The organism is Bradyrhizobium sp. 154, assembly GCF_023073875.1.
Classification (GTDB): domain Bacteria; phylum Pseudomonadota; class Alphaproteobacteria; order Rhizobiales; family Xanthobacteraceae; genus Bradyrhizobium.
Map to the genome: position 1 here is coordinate 44,747 of NZ_JADPKG010000055.1, position 16,470 is coordinate 61,216.

11 protein-coding genes and 3 pseudogenes are annotated in these 16,470 nt (G+C 59.4%); 9 read left to right on the plus strand and 5 right to left on the minus strand.

Translation table 11 applies throughout. The features are described from left to right. The first annotated feature begins 181 nt into the window (after positions 1-181). Positions 182-988, plus strand: coding sequence for a transglutaminase family protein (locus IVA92_RS15030; protein WP_247279113.1), 807 nt, complete (start codon positions 182-184; stop codon positions 986-988). A gap of 365 nt (positions 989-1,353) precedes the next feature. Here the strand turns inward: IVA92_RS15030 and IVA92_RS15035 are convergent, their stop codons facing one another. Beyond that, positions 1,354-2,550: an IS91 family transposase gene (locus IVA92_RS15035; RefSeq protein ID WP_247279114.1), complete on the minus strand. Its 1,197-nt coding sequence runs from the start codon at positions 2,548-2,550 to the stop codon at positions 1,354-1,356. Positions 2,551-2,560: 10 nt separating this feature from the next. After that, positions 2,561-3,435 (minus strand): annotated as a pseudogene (locus IVA92_RS15040) (tyrosine-type recombinase/integrase). A 61-nt stretch (positions 3,436-3,496) separates the two neighbouring features. Here IVA92_RS15040 and IVA92_RS15045 point away from each other — a divergent pair. Beyond that, positions 3,497-3,922: a hypothetical protein gene (locus IVA92_RS15045; protein ID WP_247279115.1), complete on the plus strand. Its 426-nt coding sequence runs from the start codon at positions 3,497-3,499 to the stop codon at positions 3,920-3,922. A 372-nt stretch (positions 3,923-4,294) separates the two neighbouring features. On the opposite strand, the gene IVA92_RS15050 is transcribed toward IVA92_RS15045, so the two are convergent. After that, positions 4,295-4,693 (minus strand): response regulator, encoded by a 399-nt coding sequence (locus tag IVA92_RS15050; RefSeq protein ID WP_247279116.1) that lies wholly within the window; start codon positions 4,691-4,693, stop codon positions 4,295-4,297. A 102-nt stretch (positions 4,694-4,795) separates the two neighbouring features. Beyond that, positions 4,796-5,042: pseudogene (locus tag IVA92_RS15055) on the minus strand (hypothetical protein); the annotation flags it as partial. Positions 5,043-5,662: 620 nt separating this feature from the next. On the opposite strand from IVA92_RS15055, the gene IVA92_RS15060 reads away from it, so the two are divergent. Then, positions 5,663-6,847, plus strand: coding sequence for a hypothetical protein (locus IVA92_RS15060; RefSeq protein ID WP_247279117.1), 1,185 nt, complete (start codon positions 5,663-5,665; stop codon positions 6,845-6,847). On the opposite strand, the gene IVA92_RS15065 is transcribed toward IVA92_RS15060, so the two are convergent. Continuing rightward, the gene (locus IVA92_RS15065) at positions 6,825-7,091 is read right to left on the minus strand and encodes a hypothetical protein (RefSeq protein WP_247279118.1); all 267 of its coding nucleotides are present in this window, start codon (positions 7,089-7,091) and stop codon (positions 6,825-6,827) included. The genes IVA92_RS15060 and IVA92_RS15065 overlap by 23 nt on opposite strands. Before the next feature lie 813 nt (positions 7,092-7,904). Between IVA92_RS15065 and IVA92_RS15070 the strand changes: the two genes are divergently transcribed. The 6 genes and pseudogenes from IVA92_RS15070 to IVA92_RS15095 form a co-directional block, all read left to right on the plus strand. Further along, entirely contained in the window at positions 7,905-9,230 is a 1,326-nt protein-coding gene (locus IVA92_RS15070; protein WP_247279119.1) for an adenylate/guanylate cyclase domain-containing protein, read from the plus strand. A gap of 186 nt (positions 9,231-9,416) precedes the next feature. Next, the gene (locus IVA92_RS15075) at positions 9,417-9,812 is read left to right on the plus strand and encodes a response regulator (protein ID WP_346015566.1); all 396 of its coding nucleotides are present in this window, start codon (positions 9,417-9,419) and stop codon (positions 9,810-9,812) included. 2,596 nt (positions 9,813-12,408) lie between these two features. Then, the gene (locus IVA92_RS15080) at positions 12,409-12,630 is read left to right on the plus strand and encodes a hypothetical protein (RefSeq protein WP_247279125.1); all 222 of its coding nucleotides are present in this window, start codon (positions 12,409-12,411) and stop codon (positions 12,628-12,630) included. A gap of 1,524 nt (positions 12,631-14,154) precedes the next feature. Continuing rightward, positions 14,155-14,391: a PilZ domain-containing protein gene (locus tag IVA92_RS15085; RefSeq protein ID WP_247279121.1), complete on the plus strand. Its 237-nt coding sequence runs from the start codon at positions 14,155-14,157 to the stop codon at positions 14,389-14,391. A gap of 159 nt (positions 14,392-14,550) precedes the next feature. Next, positions 14,551-14,735, plus strand: a pseudogene (locus IVA92_RS15090) (hypothetical protein). Between the two features lie 1,526 nt (positions 14,736-16,261). Next, positions 16,262-16,470, plus strand: a 209-nt coding sequence (locus IVA92_RS15095; protein ID WP_247279122.1) for a transposase, incomplete at its 3' end; no start/stop codon positions are given.

The window sequence follows — 16,470 nt, forward strand, 5'->3', positions numbered from 1 at the left end:
GGCGAATCTGCGCGCGAAGTCATGAGGTTTTGCGGACATCGTCGCAGCGTGCGCGCTTTTGCGGCAATTAGCTATCGTTTTTTCCGCTGCCGGCCGCATTTGACCGAATAACCCGGCCGAAGCCTTGTACTGGTTCGTTTCGTAGCCATTTCAATTGTAAGGAGCCTGAAAGGCATTTCGAATGAAGATTCGCGTCGGATTCGAAATGCTCTACGATTTTCCGCAACCGACGCCGATGATCATGGTGCTGGGCACACACTTCACGCGCGCGTCCGATGTGATCGTGCCGGACTTCCTCACTACCGACCCCGCCATCGAGATCGGACCCTATCGCGACATGTTCGGCAACTGGTGCAGCCGCATGGTTGCGCCCGCCGGTCGTGTGCGTCTTGCGGCCGATGGCGTCGTTCGCGACAGCGGCCTGCCCGATCCGGTGTTTGCTTCTGCAGTTCAGCATGCGGTCGAGGACCTGCCCGCGGATACCCTGGTCTATCTGCTCGGCAGCCGCTATTGCGAAACCGAGCGGCTTTCGGAAATCGCTTGGCAATTGTTCGAGAAAACACCGCCGGGCTGGGCACGGGTCCAGGCGATCTGCGATTTCGTGCACCGTCACATCGCGTTCGGATACGAGCATGCGCGCGCCAGCAAGACGGCGTGGGAGGCTTACGCGGAAGGCAAGGGCGTCTGCCGCGATTACGCCCATCTCGCCGTCGCGTTCTGCCGCTGCATGAACATTCCCGCGCGCTATTGCACGGGCTATCTCAGCGACATCGGCACGCCAAAGCCTTGGGCCGCGGGCGATTTCGCCGGCTGGTTCGAAGCCTATCTCGGCGGCCACTGGCGCACCTTCGATCCGCGCAACAACGTGCCGAGGATCGGCCGCATCCTGATCGCGCAGGGCCGCGACGCCTCCGATGTGCCGATCACCCAGACGTTCGGGCCAAACACACTGGTCAGCTTCAAGGTCTGGACCGAAGAGATCGTGTGACGAAGGATGATCTCACTTCCGAGATTGTGAAGGGTTTCGGATGCCGGCCGCTTGAGAGACTGCGCGGCAAGTTCGGCGGCCGGCGTCCGAAAGCCTCCAAGGGAGGAAACCGCGCTTGGGGAACGTAGAGCAGTGCGGCAGGCGCTATGGTGATTTGAGTGCCGCGGGCGAGCTGTCTGATTTGGATCGAGCCGATGCAACGAGTCGTACGACGGTGAAGCGGCTGACTAATAAGCGGCGGGTGGTATCGAACGCGGTAGATTGTCGGACGATTTGCGGCGGGTGGAGGATATCTGGGTGCGCTCTGCCGTGGCCGTTCGAGAGCCGGCGAGCGCGAGGGGCAGATCTGCGGGATTGTGACGCGGTCATGAGGTGTCGATCCTGATGACGCTGGTTGGGGCTGTCGGCCGATGCCGCGGCGTTGCACCGCGGGCGAAGACCTCGATGATGATCATGTGACCGCCGCAGCATGGACAAGTCGGCTTGCTTGGATCGGCGGCCGCGGTGGGCTGGGCTTCAGGTTTTGCAACGGCGAGCAGCTCCCGCGCGCGTGCGACGTTGGCGGCGCACGCGCTTTTGGCGAACAGGCCGTAGTGGCGGATGCGGTGCAAGCCTTTTGGCAGCACATGGATGAGGAAGCGGCGGATGAACTCGAAGGTCCCGAGCGTCATGCGCTTGTACCGATTGTGGCCCTCGATCCGGTAATCCTTCCACTTGAAGGTGACGCCCTGCTCGTCGACGGCGATCAAGCGGCTGTTGGCGATTGCGACGCGATGGGTGTAGCGCGACAGATAGGCCAGCACCGCCTCGGGTCCGCCGAACGGGCGCTTGCTATAGACCACCCATTCGCTTCTGCGCAGCGGCGCCAGATGGGTCGCGAAGGCCTGCGTGTCGGCAAGCAGGGCATGATCGCCGAAGAAGTTGAGGCGGCCGACGGCGTACGCCGCCATGAGCTTCTCCAGGAACAGCCGGCGGAACAGGCGGGAGAGCACGCGCACGGGGAGAAAGAATCCCGGCCGGCAGGACACCCAGCGCTCGCCGTCGGGCGAGATGCCGCCGCCCGGCACGATCATGTGCACATGGGGATGATGGGTGAGCGCCGAGCCCCAGGTATGCAGCACGGAGGTGACGCCGACGCGGGCCCCGAGATGCTTGGGGTCGGCGGCGATGGTGATCAGCGTCTCGGCCGAGACCTTGAACAGGAGATCGTAGACCACGGCCTTGTTCTGGTAGGCGATGTTGGCGATGACCGCAGGCAGCGTGAACACCACGTGATAGTACGGCACCGGCAACAGGTCGGCTTCGCGGTCGGCAAGCCAGTCCTTCGCCGCGGCGCCCTGGCACTTTGGGCAATGCCGATTGCGGCAGGAGTTGTAGGCGATCGTCGCGTAGGCGCAGTCCGCGCAACGCGCGACATGGCCGCCGAGCGCTGCCGTGCGGCAACGCTCAATCGCCGACATCACCTTGGGCTGGTCGAGGCTGACATGGCCGGCATGGGCTCGACGCCATGCCGGACCATGGCTGCGGAAGACATCCGCAACCTCCAAGGCCGGGCGCGACACGCGCGCCGCGTCAGCCGGGCGGCCGGATCTCCTTGAGCTTGAGCGCGATGTGCTCCAGCGGGCTCATGACCTCGCTGATCGTCTTGGTAGCGACGCGGGTATAGAGCGCCGTGGTGTCGAGCTTGGCGTGACCGAGCAGCACCTGGATGACGCGGACATCGATGTTCTGCTCGAGCAGGTGGGTGGCGAAGCTATGCCGCAGGGTGTGCAGCGAGATGCGCTTGTTGATCTCCGCCATCTGCGCAGCGGCGTGACAGGCGCGATTGAGCTGGCGCGTGGTCATCGGCTGGGCCGGATCGCGGCCCGGGAACAGCCAGCCCTGTGGACGCGCCGCCTTCCACCAGGCCCGCAGCAGGTCGAGTGAACAGGCGAAGGCATAACGTTGCGGTCCTTGCCGCCCTTGCCCTGCTCGACGCGGATGATCATCCGCTTGCTGTCGATGTCGGGGACCTTGAGCGAAACCACTTCGGTCGCGCGCAGCCCGGCGCCATAGGCCACGCTCAGCGCGGCCTTGTACTTCAGTCCCGGCGCGGCATCGAGCAGCCGCGCCACTTCCTCGGGGCTGAGCACCACCGGCAGCTTGCGCGGCTCGTGAATGACATGGGTGTGCTCGACGATCTCGTGGCGCTTGAGCGTGACCCGGAAGAAGAACCGCAGCGTCGATACCGTCTGATTGATGGTCGGCACACCGACGCCGCTCGCCGCCGGATGCAGCTGGTAGCGGCGCACGTCCTCGAAGCTCGCCGTATCCGGGGATCGCCCGAGAAACGCAGCGACGTTCTTGACCCTTTGCACATAGTCATGTTGGGTCTTCGGCGCGAGCTTGCGGATCGTCATGTCTTCGATCATGCGCCGGCGCAACGGGCTTACTGCCTCGTCGGTCATGGGGATGCTCCTGTTTTGAGGTGAAGGTTGCGAACCCCTCATCTCAAGACAGGACGCGCTGTTGCGCTATGGGCTTGGCTGCGCTGCCAGCCCCAGCGCCTTACCGCGCGAGCGGTTTAGTCCTGTGACCCTCAACGGACATGCGGGCGTTGTCCCTCAGGAGGCGCATTTCAAGTCAGCCAGCACACTGGCTGCTCTGCCGAAAGTGCTACTCACGGCCGGTGCCGACGCTGCATCACAACGGGACACATGTGTGTTTGCCGCCTTTGAATTTTACGCCATACAGATGCTCGTCTCTCCACACAACTTCGCACCTCAGAGTACTCTTGAAGCCGTCAACCGACAGGTCAAGCTCATCGGCGAAAATGCGGACCGGAGAGCTAAGGCAGGCTCCTTCTTCGCTGAGATTTCTCACAACACATGGATGAACTCCACGAATGTCGCGAAAGCGGAGCAGCGCGGGTTGATTCACTGGAAGCCGTTTTGAGGCACGACGTTCTAACATCGGGATACTTCCCCGAGGGCCGTTCATCTTTTTCCTTCCGTGCTGATTTCGAGTGGCTTCCTGGCATGTGTGCGTTGTACTCGGCAGGCCAGCGCCGGTTCATAACGGCATGTTACGGAATGGCAACCGGGAATGATGTTAAAGGGTCAGATAATAAGCGCTGGCGCTATCGTTCCGACTCACGACCACCCATGTATTTTCTCTCAAATGGGGTCGGCTACTTGCTAGTTCTTCAGCAAGTCTTTGAGCCGCACGGAAGGCATCTATTTCGTGCTCAAAGACGAGGCCGCCGGGATCATTGACGTTTTCTGTACCGCAAAGGCCGAAGAAGAATCGCGCCATCTGAGCACCAAGCTAGCCGAAGGGTTCGTCTGGTGCTTTGGGACTCAAGCAGCCGTTGAGGAGGTGGGAAACTGCCGTCACGAGCTGCACGGGCGCGAACGGTTTCTGAAGCATTATGCTGTTTGGAACCCCCTGAACCAGCCATTCGTCAGCGGCCACGCCGGACATATAGACCACGGGGAAGCTCGGATTGACCTCACGTGCTGCGCGCGCTACCTCCCAGCCGTTGAACCTTCCCAGCAGATTGATGTCAGTCACGAGGCCGCGGTATGTAACGAGCCCCCCTTTAAGGAGGGTCACGGCTTCCTCGCCGGTACTTGCGACAGAGGTCTCGAAGCCTCCCTCGTTCAGCGCATCCTCAACAAGGCTCTGGATCGCGTCGTCATCCTCGATGACAAGGATGGATGGCATTTCCGTCAAGGCTTCCCCCAGTACTCATACTTTCGCTGGATGTTACAAAGTGCACAGAAGCAAAAGGTTCCACAAGCCTGGGAAAATTAGGCAGGCGGGATGTTAGAGCAGGCGCAATGTCTGTCTGATTAAGCCGAATTTCGTCGCATTGGACGTTTGGCGAAGGAAGCTGACCTCCAATTCCGTGCCATTCACTCGGTCAAGCTGGCATCGGGCGATAGGCAAGCCCCGTCGCGGAGAGCAGAAGAAAGAATTCTTTCAAGGCTAGCCCCTCAATCATTGCTTCAACTTGAAGGGTGGCACCGACGTCCGACACATCTTTGAGGCTGCCCGAACGACGCCAGGTGCCATGCCCCTTGAAAGAGTGGCTATCGCATTATGCGGCAACGCATCCTGAGCGCACTCTAATATCCGACACGCCCGGTTGGCGGTCTCTTCAGGAGAGGCAGCAATGTCTAAGCGCTTCTCGACTGCAGCGGTGGCGCTAATTAGTACAGCGCAACTGGATCAGTACTTAACCAACGGTCGATACGTCGACGCAACCATGGCTATGCTGCGGCAAATCAGGCACGCGTTCGGGTTTTGATAGCCCGCACGCGACAAGCCGCCTCAGGCCGGCCTTACCAAAGCGTTTGTTGTTTGAGCGGTTCGGGGGCTTTGGCTCTATCCCCCGTCGAGTCGCCACGGGCTTTTGCGCTTGCATCATCAATCGACTTCTTCAAATCCAGTTATTCTTGACCCAGTCCATCGATGTTTCTAGCGCCGTAAATCGGCCGTTCGAGTACCACGCCACGGCTACCAGTGCGCCTAAGAGTCCTAGGAAATACTCCCAGCCGATATGAACTGTTATTCCCTCCATATGCCCCTAAGCTAAGCGCGTGAGGCGTTCCGGCCAAGGCTCGTGAATGTGCCAGACGAGGCACAGCCTCGCGCCTCGTCCCACTCGCTGAGATCTGCGATCGTCGGCGCATGAACGATGCCAGTGTAGGTCGCAACGATCGTGGGCGCGTGGTGCCGACAGTTTCCGATGTGCTCCAAGACGGTACCCTGATCGAGCTCGTGTACCGACCAGAGGAGCGGACTACGCTCCTCGGTACGTATTCTGCAGGGCGTTGGACACTTGGGAGGTCCGTCGACGTGGCAGGACAACGGCTTGTCCCATTCTCCCCAAACAATAATCTCATCAAGAATGAGGTGGTTCTGCTTCCTTCAGAGCCCCGGATATACGAAAGCGAGCCGAGCCTCATCTCCGAGATCGCGGGCTTTATCCACCGATATGCCGACCTTACTCCCATATTCGAGCAGGTTGCCTGTCACTATGTGCTCCTGAGCTGGCTGTATGACGCCTTCAACGAATTGCCGAATCTCCGGCTTCGGGGAGACTTCGGTACAGGCAAGACCCGATCACTCCTGACGATTGGATCGCTCTGCTACAAGCCATTCTTTGCGAGCGGAGCCTCGACCGTCTCGCCGATCTTCCACACGCTCGACGCGTTTCGAGGGACGCTGATCTTTGACGAAGCGGATTTCCGGTTCAGCGACGAGCGATCGGAAATCGTCAAGATCCTCAACAATGGCAACATGCGTGGCTTTCCGGTGTTGCGCACCGTGATGAATGGTCAGCGCGAGTTCAATCCGCGGGCGTTCCATGTGTTCGGCCCAAAGATCGTAGCCACACGAGGACGGTACGAGGACAGGGCGCTGGAAAGCCGCTTCATTACGGAGGAGACAGGCGGGCGGCCGCTACGCGCTGACATCCCGATCAATCTGCCTGAGACGTTCAAAGAGGAAGCACGCGAGCTGCGTAACAAACTGCTGCTGTATCGTTTTCATAGGAGGCACCAGGTCAAGCTCGATCCTAGCCTTGTAGATCCGAAACTCGAGCCGCGGGTGAACCAAATCATACTGCCACTGCTAAGTGTCGTTGGCGATGCAGCACTTCGCGACGAGCTCAAAGAGGCGGCACAGCGTACCCAGCTCTCGATGATTGCTGAACGCGGTCTTCTGATGGAGGCTCAAGTGCTAGAAATCGTTACCGAACTAATGTGGATTTCCAGGCGGCCCGTTCTTGCTGTCGGAGAGATTGTCGCAAGGCAAGAGAAAAGCCCGGACGGTGGTCCGGGCCAATTTGTTAGTCGTTATCGTGATGAATGACGGTTTTCTCTTGGCTGCCGTCCTCATTCTCTTTTTTAATGACGGTCGTTCTATCGGTTTCCCGGGGCTCCTGTTCTTTGATGACCGTCGTCTGGTCCCGATCAACGGGCCGGCGCTCGCGAGACTCTCCGACCGTGACGCCTCCGCCCACCGGACCGGCCTGAACACCAACACCAACTTCGTCCGCAATGGCGGGTGTCGCGATCGCACTCACGATCGCCGCAGCAAACAGGTACTTGCGCATCCTATTCTCCTGTTAAGTGTGGAGTTGGAGAATGTCTGCGTGCGACCATTCGTTCCCAGAACAATCGGCGTGAAGCTGCTCATTGTTCACGCTACTTCCCGCCTCGGGTAGTGAGGCCTTGGATCGCACGGAAGGATTAGGGTTCGTCGAATTCTGCGAGGCCTCTTCCAAGGATCACTTGCGCCGTCTCTCGGACTGGCTGAGTGGCATCGGACCTGAAGTTCTGGGTGGGCGGGGCAGATCGTGACGATGGTCGCCGACGCCGGCTTTCGCAACGCACGGATGTGCCAAACGGAAGCAGGCTTACCTCCTGAAAATCAATTTCACGGAAAAGAAGGCCCGCTCATACGGGGCACTACGCTCGCTTCTCCCGGAGAGTCGGGATTGTCATATAGATCGATGCCTGCGGATTGCCCCTTGCTTGGCAGACGTATCGAAGCCGGCGCGCTGCTCCCAATGGCGGGCATGGAGAAGAAGACCAACACCGCCCCAGCGACGGCGATCAGCATCGACCAGCTGCGCCTCATGTGCGCCTCCGTCGGAGCTCGCAACACCGATACCGCACTGGCGGTCAGTTTGCGATGCTCGTTTACGCTAGGCCTTTCGTCGGATCTGGTTCCTCCCAGAACCGTCGGCAGCCGAGTCCAGACCGGACGTGGTGGCGACACGACCGAATCGACGCGAATGACCCCAAGGCGGACAAGGCCGGGACTAATGCTGAGGTGCTTTAGACGCCGGAGCAGAGGGGCAGAAGCTTCGGGGGTTGATCTCAGCTATTTAGGAGGCAACAATGGGGAGGCCCAAGGTTCGCCAATGACTGGATTCAAGCTGCCCGAGACGCGGTATGCCCTGAGCGGCGACGTCAGCATCGCCTATCAAGTGACGGGCGACGGGCCGATAGACCTGATTTTGGTTCCCGGCTTCATCTCACACATCGAATTTCAGCACGAGTTGCCAGGATACACCGCTTTTCTGCGGCGGCTCGCGAGCTTCGCTCGGGTCGTGACCTTCGACAAGCGCGGACAGGGCATGTCGGACCGGATGTCGGGGGCGCCGTCGCTAGAGGTGCGCATGGACGATGTCCGCGCCGTCATGGACACGATCGGCTCTAAGCGCGCGGCACTGGTCGGGTTCTCCGAAGGTGGTTGTATGAGTATCCTGTTCGCCGCGACATACCCTGAGCGCGTGTCGCACCTCATTCTGACCGGATGTTTCAGCCGATCCGCCGACCGCCTCTCGGATGAGGCGTGGGAGGCACGTTTCGAGCAGATCCTGAGGCTGTGGGGTACCGGCGAACTGACCAAAACCATCGCTCCCAGCGAGGCGGTCGATCCAGCTGTGATCGCGCAATATGCCAAGTGGGAACGGTTGGCGAGTAGTCCCGGCGCGCTGCGAACACTCCTACGGCTCAACCGCCAGATCGACGTCAGCGCGATCCTGCCGACGCTGCAGGTGCCGACCCTTGTGTTGCACAGCAAGGCCGATCTCCAAGTGCCGGTCGACCTCGGCCGAAAGCTTGCCGCCGCGATCTCGGGCGTCAAATACATCGAATATCCCATTGGCGACCACGCGGTCTGGACCGCCAACAATGAGACGGTGCCCGGAGATATCGAGGAGTTCGTCACTGGCCGCCGCGATCACGGCGCGGTTGAGTTTGAGCGCGTGCTAACGACTGTGCTATTCACCGATATTGTTGGCTCCACACGCAGCGCGACTGCGATGGGCGACGAGCGCTGGCTTCAGCTGCTCGGCAATCACAATCAGATTGCAAGAGAGATCGTCGGTAAACACCGCGGCAATCTGGTGAAGAGCACTGGCGATGGGGTTCTCGCGACCTTCGACGGTCCTGGACGAGCGGTGCGCTGCGCGCTGGCCTTTGGCTCGGCGGCGAAACAGATCGGGCTATCCGTCCGCGCCGGCCTGCACACGGGGGAAATTGAGATCAGAGGGAGCGACATTGGTGGTGTCGCCGTGCACGCGGCCGCGCGCGTGATGTCGCATTGCGGCTCCGACGAAGTTCTGGTGTCGCGCGTCGTCACCGACCTCGTCGCGGGAGCCGGACTTAAGTTCGCCGAGCGCGGTTCTTACGAACTGAAAGGCCTGCCCGGAAAGTGGGATCTGTTCGCGGCCAGCGGATAGTCATCGAACCGAAAGCCCCTTTGCTCCTTAGCAGGCAAAGTTGCTGGGTGCCGCAGGCGTCAGCTCCTGGCCCGACGGCGAAATTCGGTTCGTAGTTCACACGGCGCCAGTGAAACGGCGCTGTTGACCCTAGGCGCACTTTGACGCTGCCCTGCGCTCCCTTCGGGCCGGGCCGGGGAGACAATCGTGGCAGACCTGTCTCTTGCAATTCTCGTAGTTGAAGACGAGCAGCTCATGTGGGAGCTCGTCGAGGACGCTCTGGTTGACGGCGGTTTTGAAGCAGAAGTGGCAGCCACCGGTGAGGAAGCAGTAACGCTGCTCCAGGGTACAAACAGCAAATATCGAGCGGTCGTCACCGATATTAACCTGCCCGGCACTGTGGACGGCTGGGAGGTGGCACGTTGCGCCAGGGCCATCGACCCTAATTTCCCCATTGTCTACATGTCGGGAGCCAGCACCGACAAATGGCCAGTTCACGGCGTTCCAAATAGCCTTTTGCTTGCTAAACCGTTTGCACCGGCCCAGTTGGTGACAGCCATCTCTAATCTTCTTAATGCAACTCCCGTCCCTCCGACGGAGTAAGGGCGTCCTTAAGGGAGCGCCGCCCGCGGGCTAGACTCCCAATTTTGATGCGTTCTAAAGTGCCCGTCGGGACGGCGGCACAGACCAGAGCGCAAGGTGCAAGAATACAGAGCATATGTCGTCGACGAAGACGGTCACATTGCCAGCCGGATCGACCTCGTTTGTGAAAATGAGGACAGCGCGCGAACGCGCCAACAGCTCGTGGGTGGTCACGCCGTAGAGCTGCAAGGCGACCGGAAGATAGATCGCTTGGACCCGCTGTCGCATTGAGGGTCCAACAGGTGCCAGATTCTCGAGAGTGACGGGCCGCGTCGCGACCTCGCCCCTGCCGTGATCTGCGACGGTCACGATCTCCAATGTATTGGCATGGCGCAATTGCATGCTCGGGTCCGTTGTGGTCCCCGATGATCATGCCGGGAACTAAACCAACCCTTAACAGCCGATGCGCTCGGCACGAATAAGAGAGCCGTGGATTGCGAAGGGCCGCCCAAGCGATAGGAGCGCCCCTGCTAGGCGGCCGCCCTCGGTCACTTCGCCATGGCTACGCCAAGGTAGAGGGGAGGGCTGAATCCATCCCAGATGGCTGAGAACTTGATCGCTGCTTTCGAAGTCAGGTGAGTTTTAATCTTAGAAGCTTGAAACTAGGCGGTTTCTGGTGGGGTTTGTTTTGAGACAGCAAAGAAGAAACGCTGTTTACTGAGGAGGGAAACATGAACGAGCTGAACCGGTCATTGGGCAGGAACGCTCTTCTAGGCGCTAGCGTTGCTGCCGGTCTTCTTGCGCTCTCCAGTGCGGGCGCCTCCGCCGCTATTGCGTGTAGGGGAGACGTTTGTTGGCGTGTTCATACGCCCTATGTCTACCCGCCGTCTCCGACAATAGTCATCCATCCTGACTATTGGAGGCCCCCGACTCCGACAATCGTCATTCGCGAGCACTGGCGCCCGGTCGAGCGCTTCACGCGGGAGTACATCGTGCGGGAGTATGGCGGCTTCGACGATCCCGAATGGTAGCCAAGTGGCCATAAGGGCGATTGGAAGCCGTGCCTGTAGGCTTCGGGAGGCGCTCCAAATGAGCGCTGACCCTACTCGCAATGCCTGGACGGCGACCTGGGCGCCTGCTTCTGATGGTCCTGCGAGTTGTTTTAAGCTCGAGCCGCATTCTGCGGCGTGCTGTTGCGCCAAGAGAGTCGACCGGGCCTGGCCAGCCTCGGGGCTGATTCCTGGGCCAGTCTACTCGCATCCATTGCGGGCGGATGCTCTCTCTAACATCGGCGGCACGCCTTCGTTCGATGTAGCTGCCCGCTCGGATCGGCGACCGTTCCAATCGCGCACGTGGTGCTCGCGGCCGGTGGATGGTACCGCCTCCGGATCTCGCAACCGCAGTTGACTTCAATAATCTCGAAGCAGCGCAGTCACCGCTCCGGCTACGACAGTAAACCTGCCACATATTATTCAGCCTCGACGACGCTAAGGACGTCAGTCCAAGAGCCGCATAACATCGGGATGACGCTTGGCGGGGAGCACCCGCGTGTGCGAGGCGCTAACCCAAGATCTGAGATAGATCTGAACCAACGCCCGGGTTTGACCAACAAATATTTTGAACCTGTAATAAGCTCCGCGTTTTAAGCGCTCGGCCGAAGCTCGAGCGAATTGATACGCCCCGGTGCGGAGCTTAGTTGGAGGGCTGCTCAGCTACCAGGCCGTCTGAGTGGAGTTGCTCATGAGTACCGAGCGGAATCCCGACCCTGTGATCCTGTTGTTCGCGATTGCCGTGATAGTCGCCGCCTTCGCGGCATTCGTCACCACGTTTGAGCGGGTTGGGAGCACCACAGCTAGTGGCGAGGCTCCCTCGGGTACGACGGGGTTGGGCAAGCCTCGGCCGCCGCTTGAGCGAACACCCGGCCAATCAGTAGGGAAGTAAGCGCCACACGCGTGCCGGCGCGGGTGCCCATCCTTGTCCTGCAGCATCCCCGTCTTGTCTAAATCGACTGAACCTTCAAACGAAGCTAACCGAAACGCGAAGCGAAAGGGATGCGCAACGACTACCCTCTCTGGCCTTCACGTTCACGCTGCCGTCTTGGGGCTTGTATGGTCCTACCTCCGATTGCATACTCTTCCCGTTGTCGCCTGCATATTGTTTCAATAGTCATTGTTCGAGGCTGTAATGAGTAATCGAGGTCAGGTTTACAACTACTCGGCTGTTCTGCATGAACGGGTCGAGGGGCTTATCGCACTGTTTGGGGAACTGCAGACGCTCCGGCGACGCCTGCGAGCCGCTAACGCGAGAAGGATTGGGCGGCACCGAAGGTCGCGCGGAGAAGGAGAGTCCTTCGGCGGCGATAGCTACCGTTCAATGCAACGATCGCGTCCCCGACATTGACACGAAGCCGCATCGGGTCGCTTCACGAGCACCTGCATCTGCAGCTATTGCCCGCAAGACCGAAGCATCGGAGCAACAGTTTCCCGGCACCTTGACCAGTGCGCCATTCTTAATTTGCGTCGTGTGCGCGACTCAGACCTGCTCTCTGTACCAAGCAGACAGAACGAGGGGGCGGGGAATGATTGTACGCGCGGGGGCTATTGTTGCCTTGCTGCTGATGCCCCTGGGGTCCGAAGCCTTCGCCTCGCGTCATCACAGGCCCACAACGCGCATATCTTGCAGCGAGGTCAGATACTACGTCGCGAAATATTCGGCGAAGGTGGCCGAGATGTACGCTCGTAATCACGGCGCTACCGACGCACAGATCGAACGGGCGCGACGCTGCTTGGCCTCCAACGAGACTGCCGAATCCGGCCGACCACGTGTTTACGCTGATTGAATTGAAGCAGGGCATCGCTGAGCGCGACGGGTGACCCGCCGTGGCCACTGAGAGCGGCCTCGGCATAACCGAGGCCACTCGCACCAGATTTCATCAGAACAACTTGTCGCTCACTTCCGCGCGAAATGATGCGGTCTTGAACGTGGCCTAGCCGTCGAGAACAAGGAGAGATGGGCTCGGAAGGCTTTTCCGACAGCCAAGTTTCCCGATACTCTTTCCAAGGACATTTTGCGGGCCCGCGTGACCTGATCTGGCGTGTTTATGGAGCGAGGTCAGGCGGGGCGGCCGCCGAGAAATAGGAGTTTCTATCGCATCTCGGAGGGCGGGTACCCACCTAATGCAACGCCTGGCAATTAATAATTAATCGCAAATAAACAAAATTAAATTAGAGAATATTTAATTTCCGGTTTATGGTTAGGCCAATTGTGCCGGACGAACGCACAAGGATCTCGGAAGAGGCGGCTCCAGCATCTCCTGCCCTGCCCCAATGCAGGAGCCGTTTCTTCGAGTGCTGAGGTTAGGAGTATCAAGGTGAGCATGTCCTCTACTCGCTGGACAAGACGCGAGGACGAGGTCTTTCGGAAGTTGGTGAATTCTCGAACATCACCGAGCTTGATCGCCCGGATTTTGAACAGAACCGAAGATGAGTTGAAAAAGCGAGGCTATCTCCTCGGATTGCCGTTGAAGTGGTTCAAAACAAGTTGCGGCCATTAGCTTAGCGCTTTCTTGATCTAGATGGGCGTAAGCGCCCAAGCTCAGATTTTGAATGGCCGTGCATAAGCAGGTCGCAATTGCGCTTTGGTCCTTGGCCGCTGCATGCGTCCTGGCCTTGGGTTGGCGGCAGTCGTCTTAGGCGGCGATTTCCGTAGCTTCCACCAGGGCGCGACTACCGGAACAACCCGAGTTTCACGTTAGCTCAGCACGGGACCAGCAATCGCAGGCGAAGCATGCAGCGAAATCGAGATCACGGTTGGCAGGTTGCCTTTCAGAGGGGGGCCGTTGCTTGGCCAACTGACCCCACGCTTCTATGTGGCTTTGCTGCGCACCATCATGGCCAATCGAACAGTCCCGTGTTGAGCACATGCCGAGTTTTCAACCCACGTGTCGAGGCGCTTCTTCGCATGCCTGCGAACGATAATGACGGTCACGAGCGATTAGAGCCCTTTCCCGACGGCTGGTGGGCTTCTTCGTGACCGAACGCTCGAATGAGGCCGTAGCGTCAAGTTAAATGATCTAATGATAGGCCCCGCCATCTCTGTGCAGTTACCGCTATGTAGGTCTTGCCACGGAAAAGTAGCCGGGTGTCAGATACGTGTCGAATGAACGGCCGGGCCAACGCGAGCAGGAATCAAGGACGTTATTCCGCGTCCACCGCTACCGAGGGCCGAACAGATAGTCGAAGTCGGTTGGATCCTTAAGGCCTGAAGTGCGACTGCAGCCACAGGACATGAAAGTGTGTTGAGCGTTGAACTGGCTTTTGATGGACCTGGAAGACGCCCACGATTGCTACTTTTGGAGGACATCATGGATGAGAAGACCCCTCATTCGGCGCCGATTGAGAAGTGCGGCGTAATCACCTTCGGTCGATCGACAACTGCGTGCACCATTCGCACCATATCGGGATTCGGCGCCGCTCTTGATCTTGCTGCGGATGACAAACTACCCGACGAATTTGCGTTGACCCTTGTTCCGGACGGAAGACCGCGCCGCTGCGCAGTGGTGTGGCGCAAGGCAAAGCGAGTTGCCGTCGCATTCTATTGACGGGCTTTGGGCGTCGAAGCGAAAACTTTGAGCTCGACAGACGTGATCAACTTGTTGAGGCGTCGATTCTGAAAAACAGGCGCGATCGAAATTCTCAGAGCCGTATCGCTTGATCTAGTTGAGCATGTTATAAGTTGCTCCAAACTGATCGGAGCGGCTATTGCCAAGCAAAGCAAAAAGGCAATCGCGCGTCGCGAGTATACCAAGACGGATGTCAAAGAGCTGCATGCGCATTCCCGATCCAAGACACCGGTGTCGAAAATCGCAGAGCTGACGAAAGAAGTGAAGGCTCTCTGCGTCAGAAAGCCCTAACGCTCGGAATCAAGCTTGGCCATCGGCGCTAATAGCACATCTACTCAGCCGCACTATGGACGACCTCAAACGAAACGACGAACCACCGGAGAAGTGGGATAAATACAAAGCCCATGCTTTACGTGTCGATTGCGCAACAACTCGTCAGAGCCTAGCCACACACCCTTCTCTCCGTGCCCACCCAACGCCTTTCCGCGCGAGGCGCGGAATGGCCATTCGACCGGGGACTGCACTTTGCAACCTTGAGGGGCTGCGCTGGCCTTGCATTCGGACCCGGACCTCGGGGCACGAGCACAATGAATCGATCGCGTCGCGCGATTTGAGCCGCATGACCGCCAAGGTCGGTGCGAAGGGTCATGGTGGCGGGGCGCAACACCGGGAGCTTTCGATGTCCGGTTATTTGCGATTGTGCCTCGTCAGTTTGGTCCTTGTTGAAACACTTTCCACGGCGCCTGCCTCCTCCAATCCTCTTGTGGATATCTTCAATACCGCTGCACCCCCACCTGCAACGATCTCTCCACCGCAAGCGGAATGCGTGCGACGCCCCAGCAGCTCGACCCCCGACGGCCAACATTGGGTCTATCGAATGGACGGGCACCGCAAATGCTGGTTCCTGACCGAGGCTACTGGGAAGGTGAAGAAGACCGTTCGTCGCCCGGTGGCCAAAGATAGCACCGCCAGTTTGGATGAAAGGGGGACCGCACGGCCAAGGCAGAACGGGGTCGTTGATGCGCGCGGAGCTGCTGCGCTCCGAACCAGCCGAGCCGCCTCGGCCGCCGCATGCCGGAGTCAAGGTAGCTGATGCGGCCTCCGATCTCGGTACTAGCACCGCCGGGATGTCAGCGGCCCTCCTTTCCCAGCATAGCCGCTCGCTCGCGCCCTCCGTGCCGATCCAAGATCAAATCCGTGATGAGCAACTGCATGGGGCCATGCCCGCCACCGAAGAGGTAACTTCGTCCGAACCTCTGAGTATAGCGCTCGGCACGATCGTGCTCACTGCAGAGGCTTCTAACAAGGCACAGAGCCGGCGGTAACCTGGCTCGGCGTACTGCTGATGACTTTGGGGATGCTCTCTATCTTGAGCTCGAGCCGCTCGCTTCGGCACGCGTTCAGATTGGGCTCCTGAAGCGTGCTGCGCCCGCCGCCCTGACGAGCCGCCACGGAGGAGTTCCAGGCGCTGTATAGCCGAATTGCCACACGTACAAACGTTCCTCGCCCCGCGCTTACTTTGGTGCTGCCTTAAACGAACACTCGACTACGATGGTGGTCCCCTTTTGATCGGACTGCCATCGTGCGGTATAGAGTTTTCGTGATGGACAGCAGCCGGCGCGTGATTTGCGCCGCGAAGCTCGACTGCATCGATGAGCAGGCTGCGAGATGTCGCGCCGAGCAAATGGCGAGCACGACGTTGAGCTTTGGAAGGGGATCGGCTCGTCGCTGTCTTTCGAAGTGCAGCTTCGAAGGAAAATTGAAGCGACCGTTTATCCTGAATATTAGCACTACTTTGGCAGATTGTCGGATTCCTCTGAATTTTTAGGATTCCCGAATCGATTTTTCAATGATTCGTGGGTGGTCGGCTCTTGGAGGGCTGACCATGGCGGAATGGGAAGACGAACTCGAAGGCTGGCTGAAGCCGTTCTTGCAGCGGTTGGGTCATAAGACCCGGCGGCGGATGTGTCCCCTTTACGTTGCGGGATTGATCGGTCCTGGCGATCGCAAGAGCGTTCAGCCGATGGCAGAACGCCTCGCAACCGGCAACTACGATCA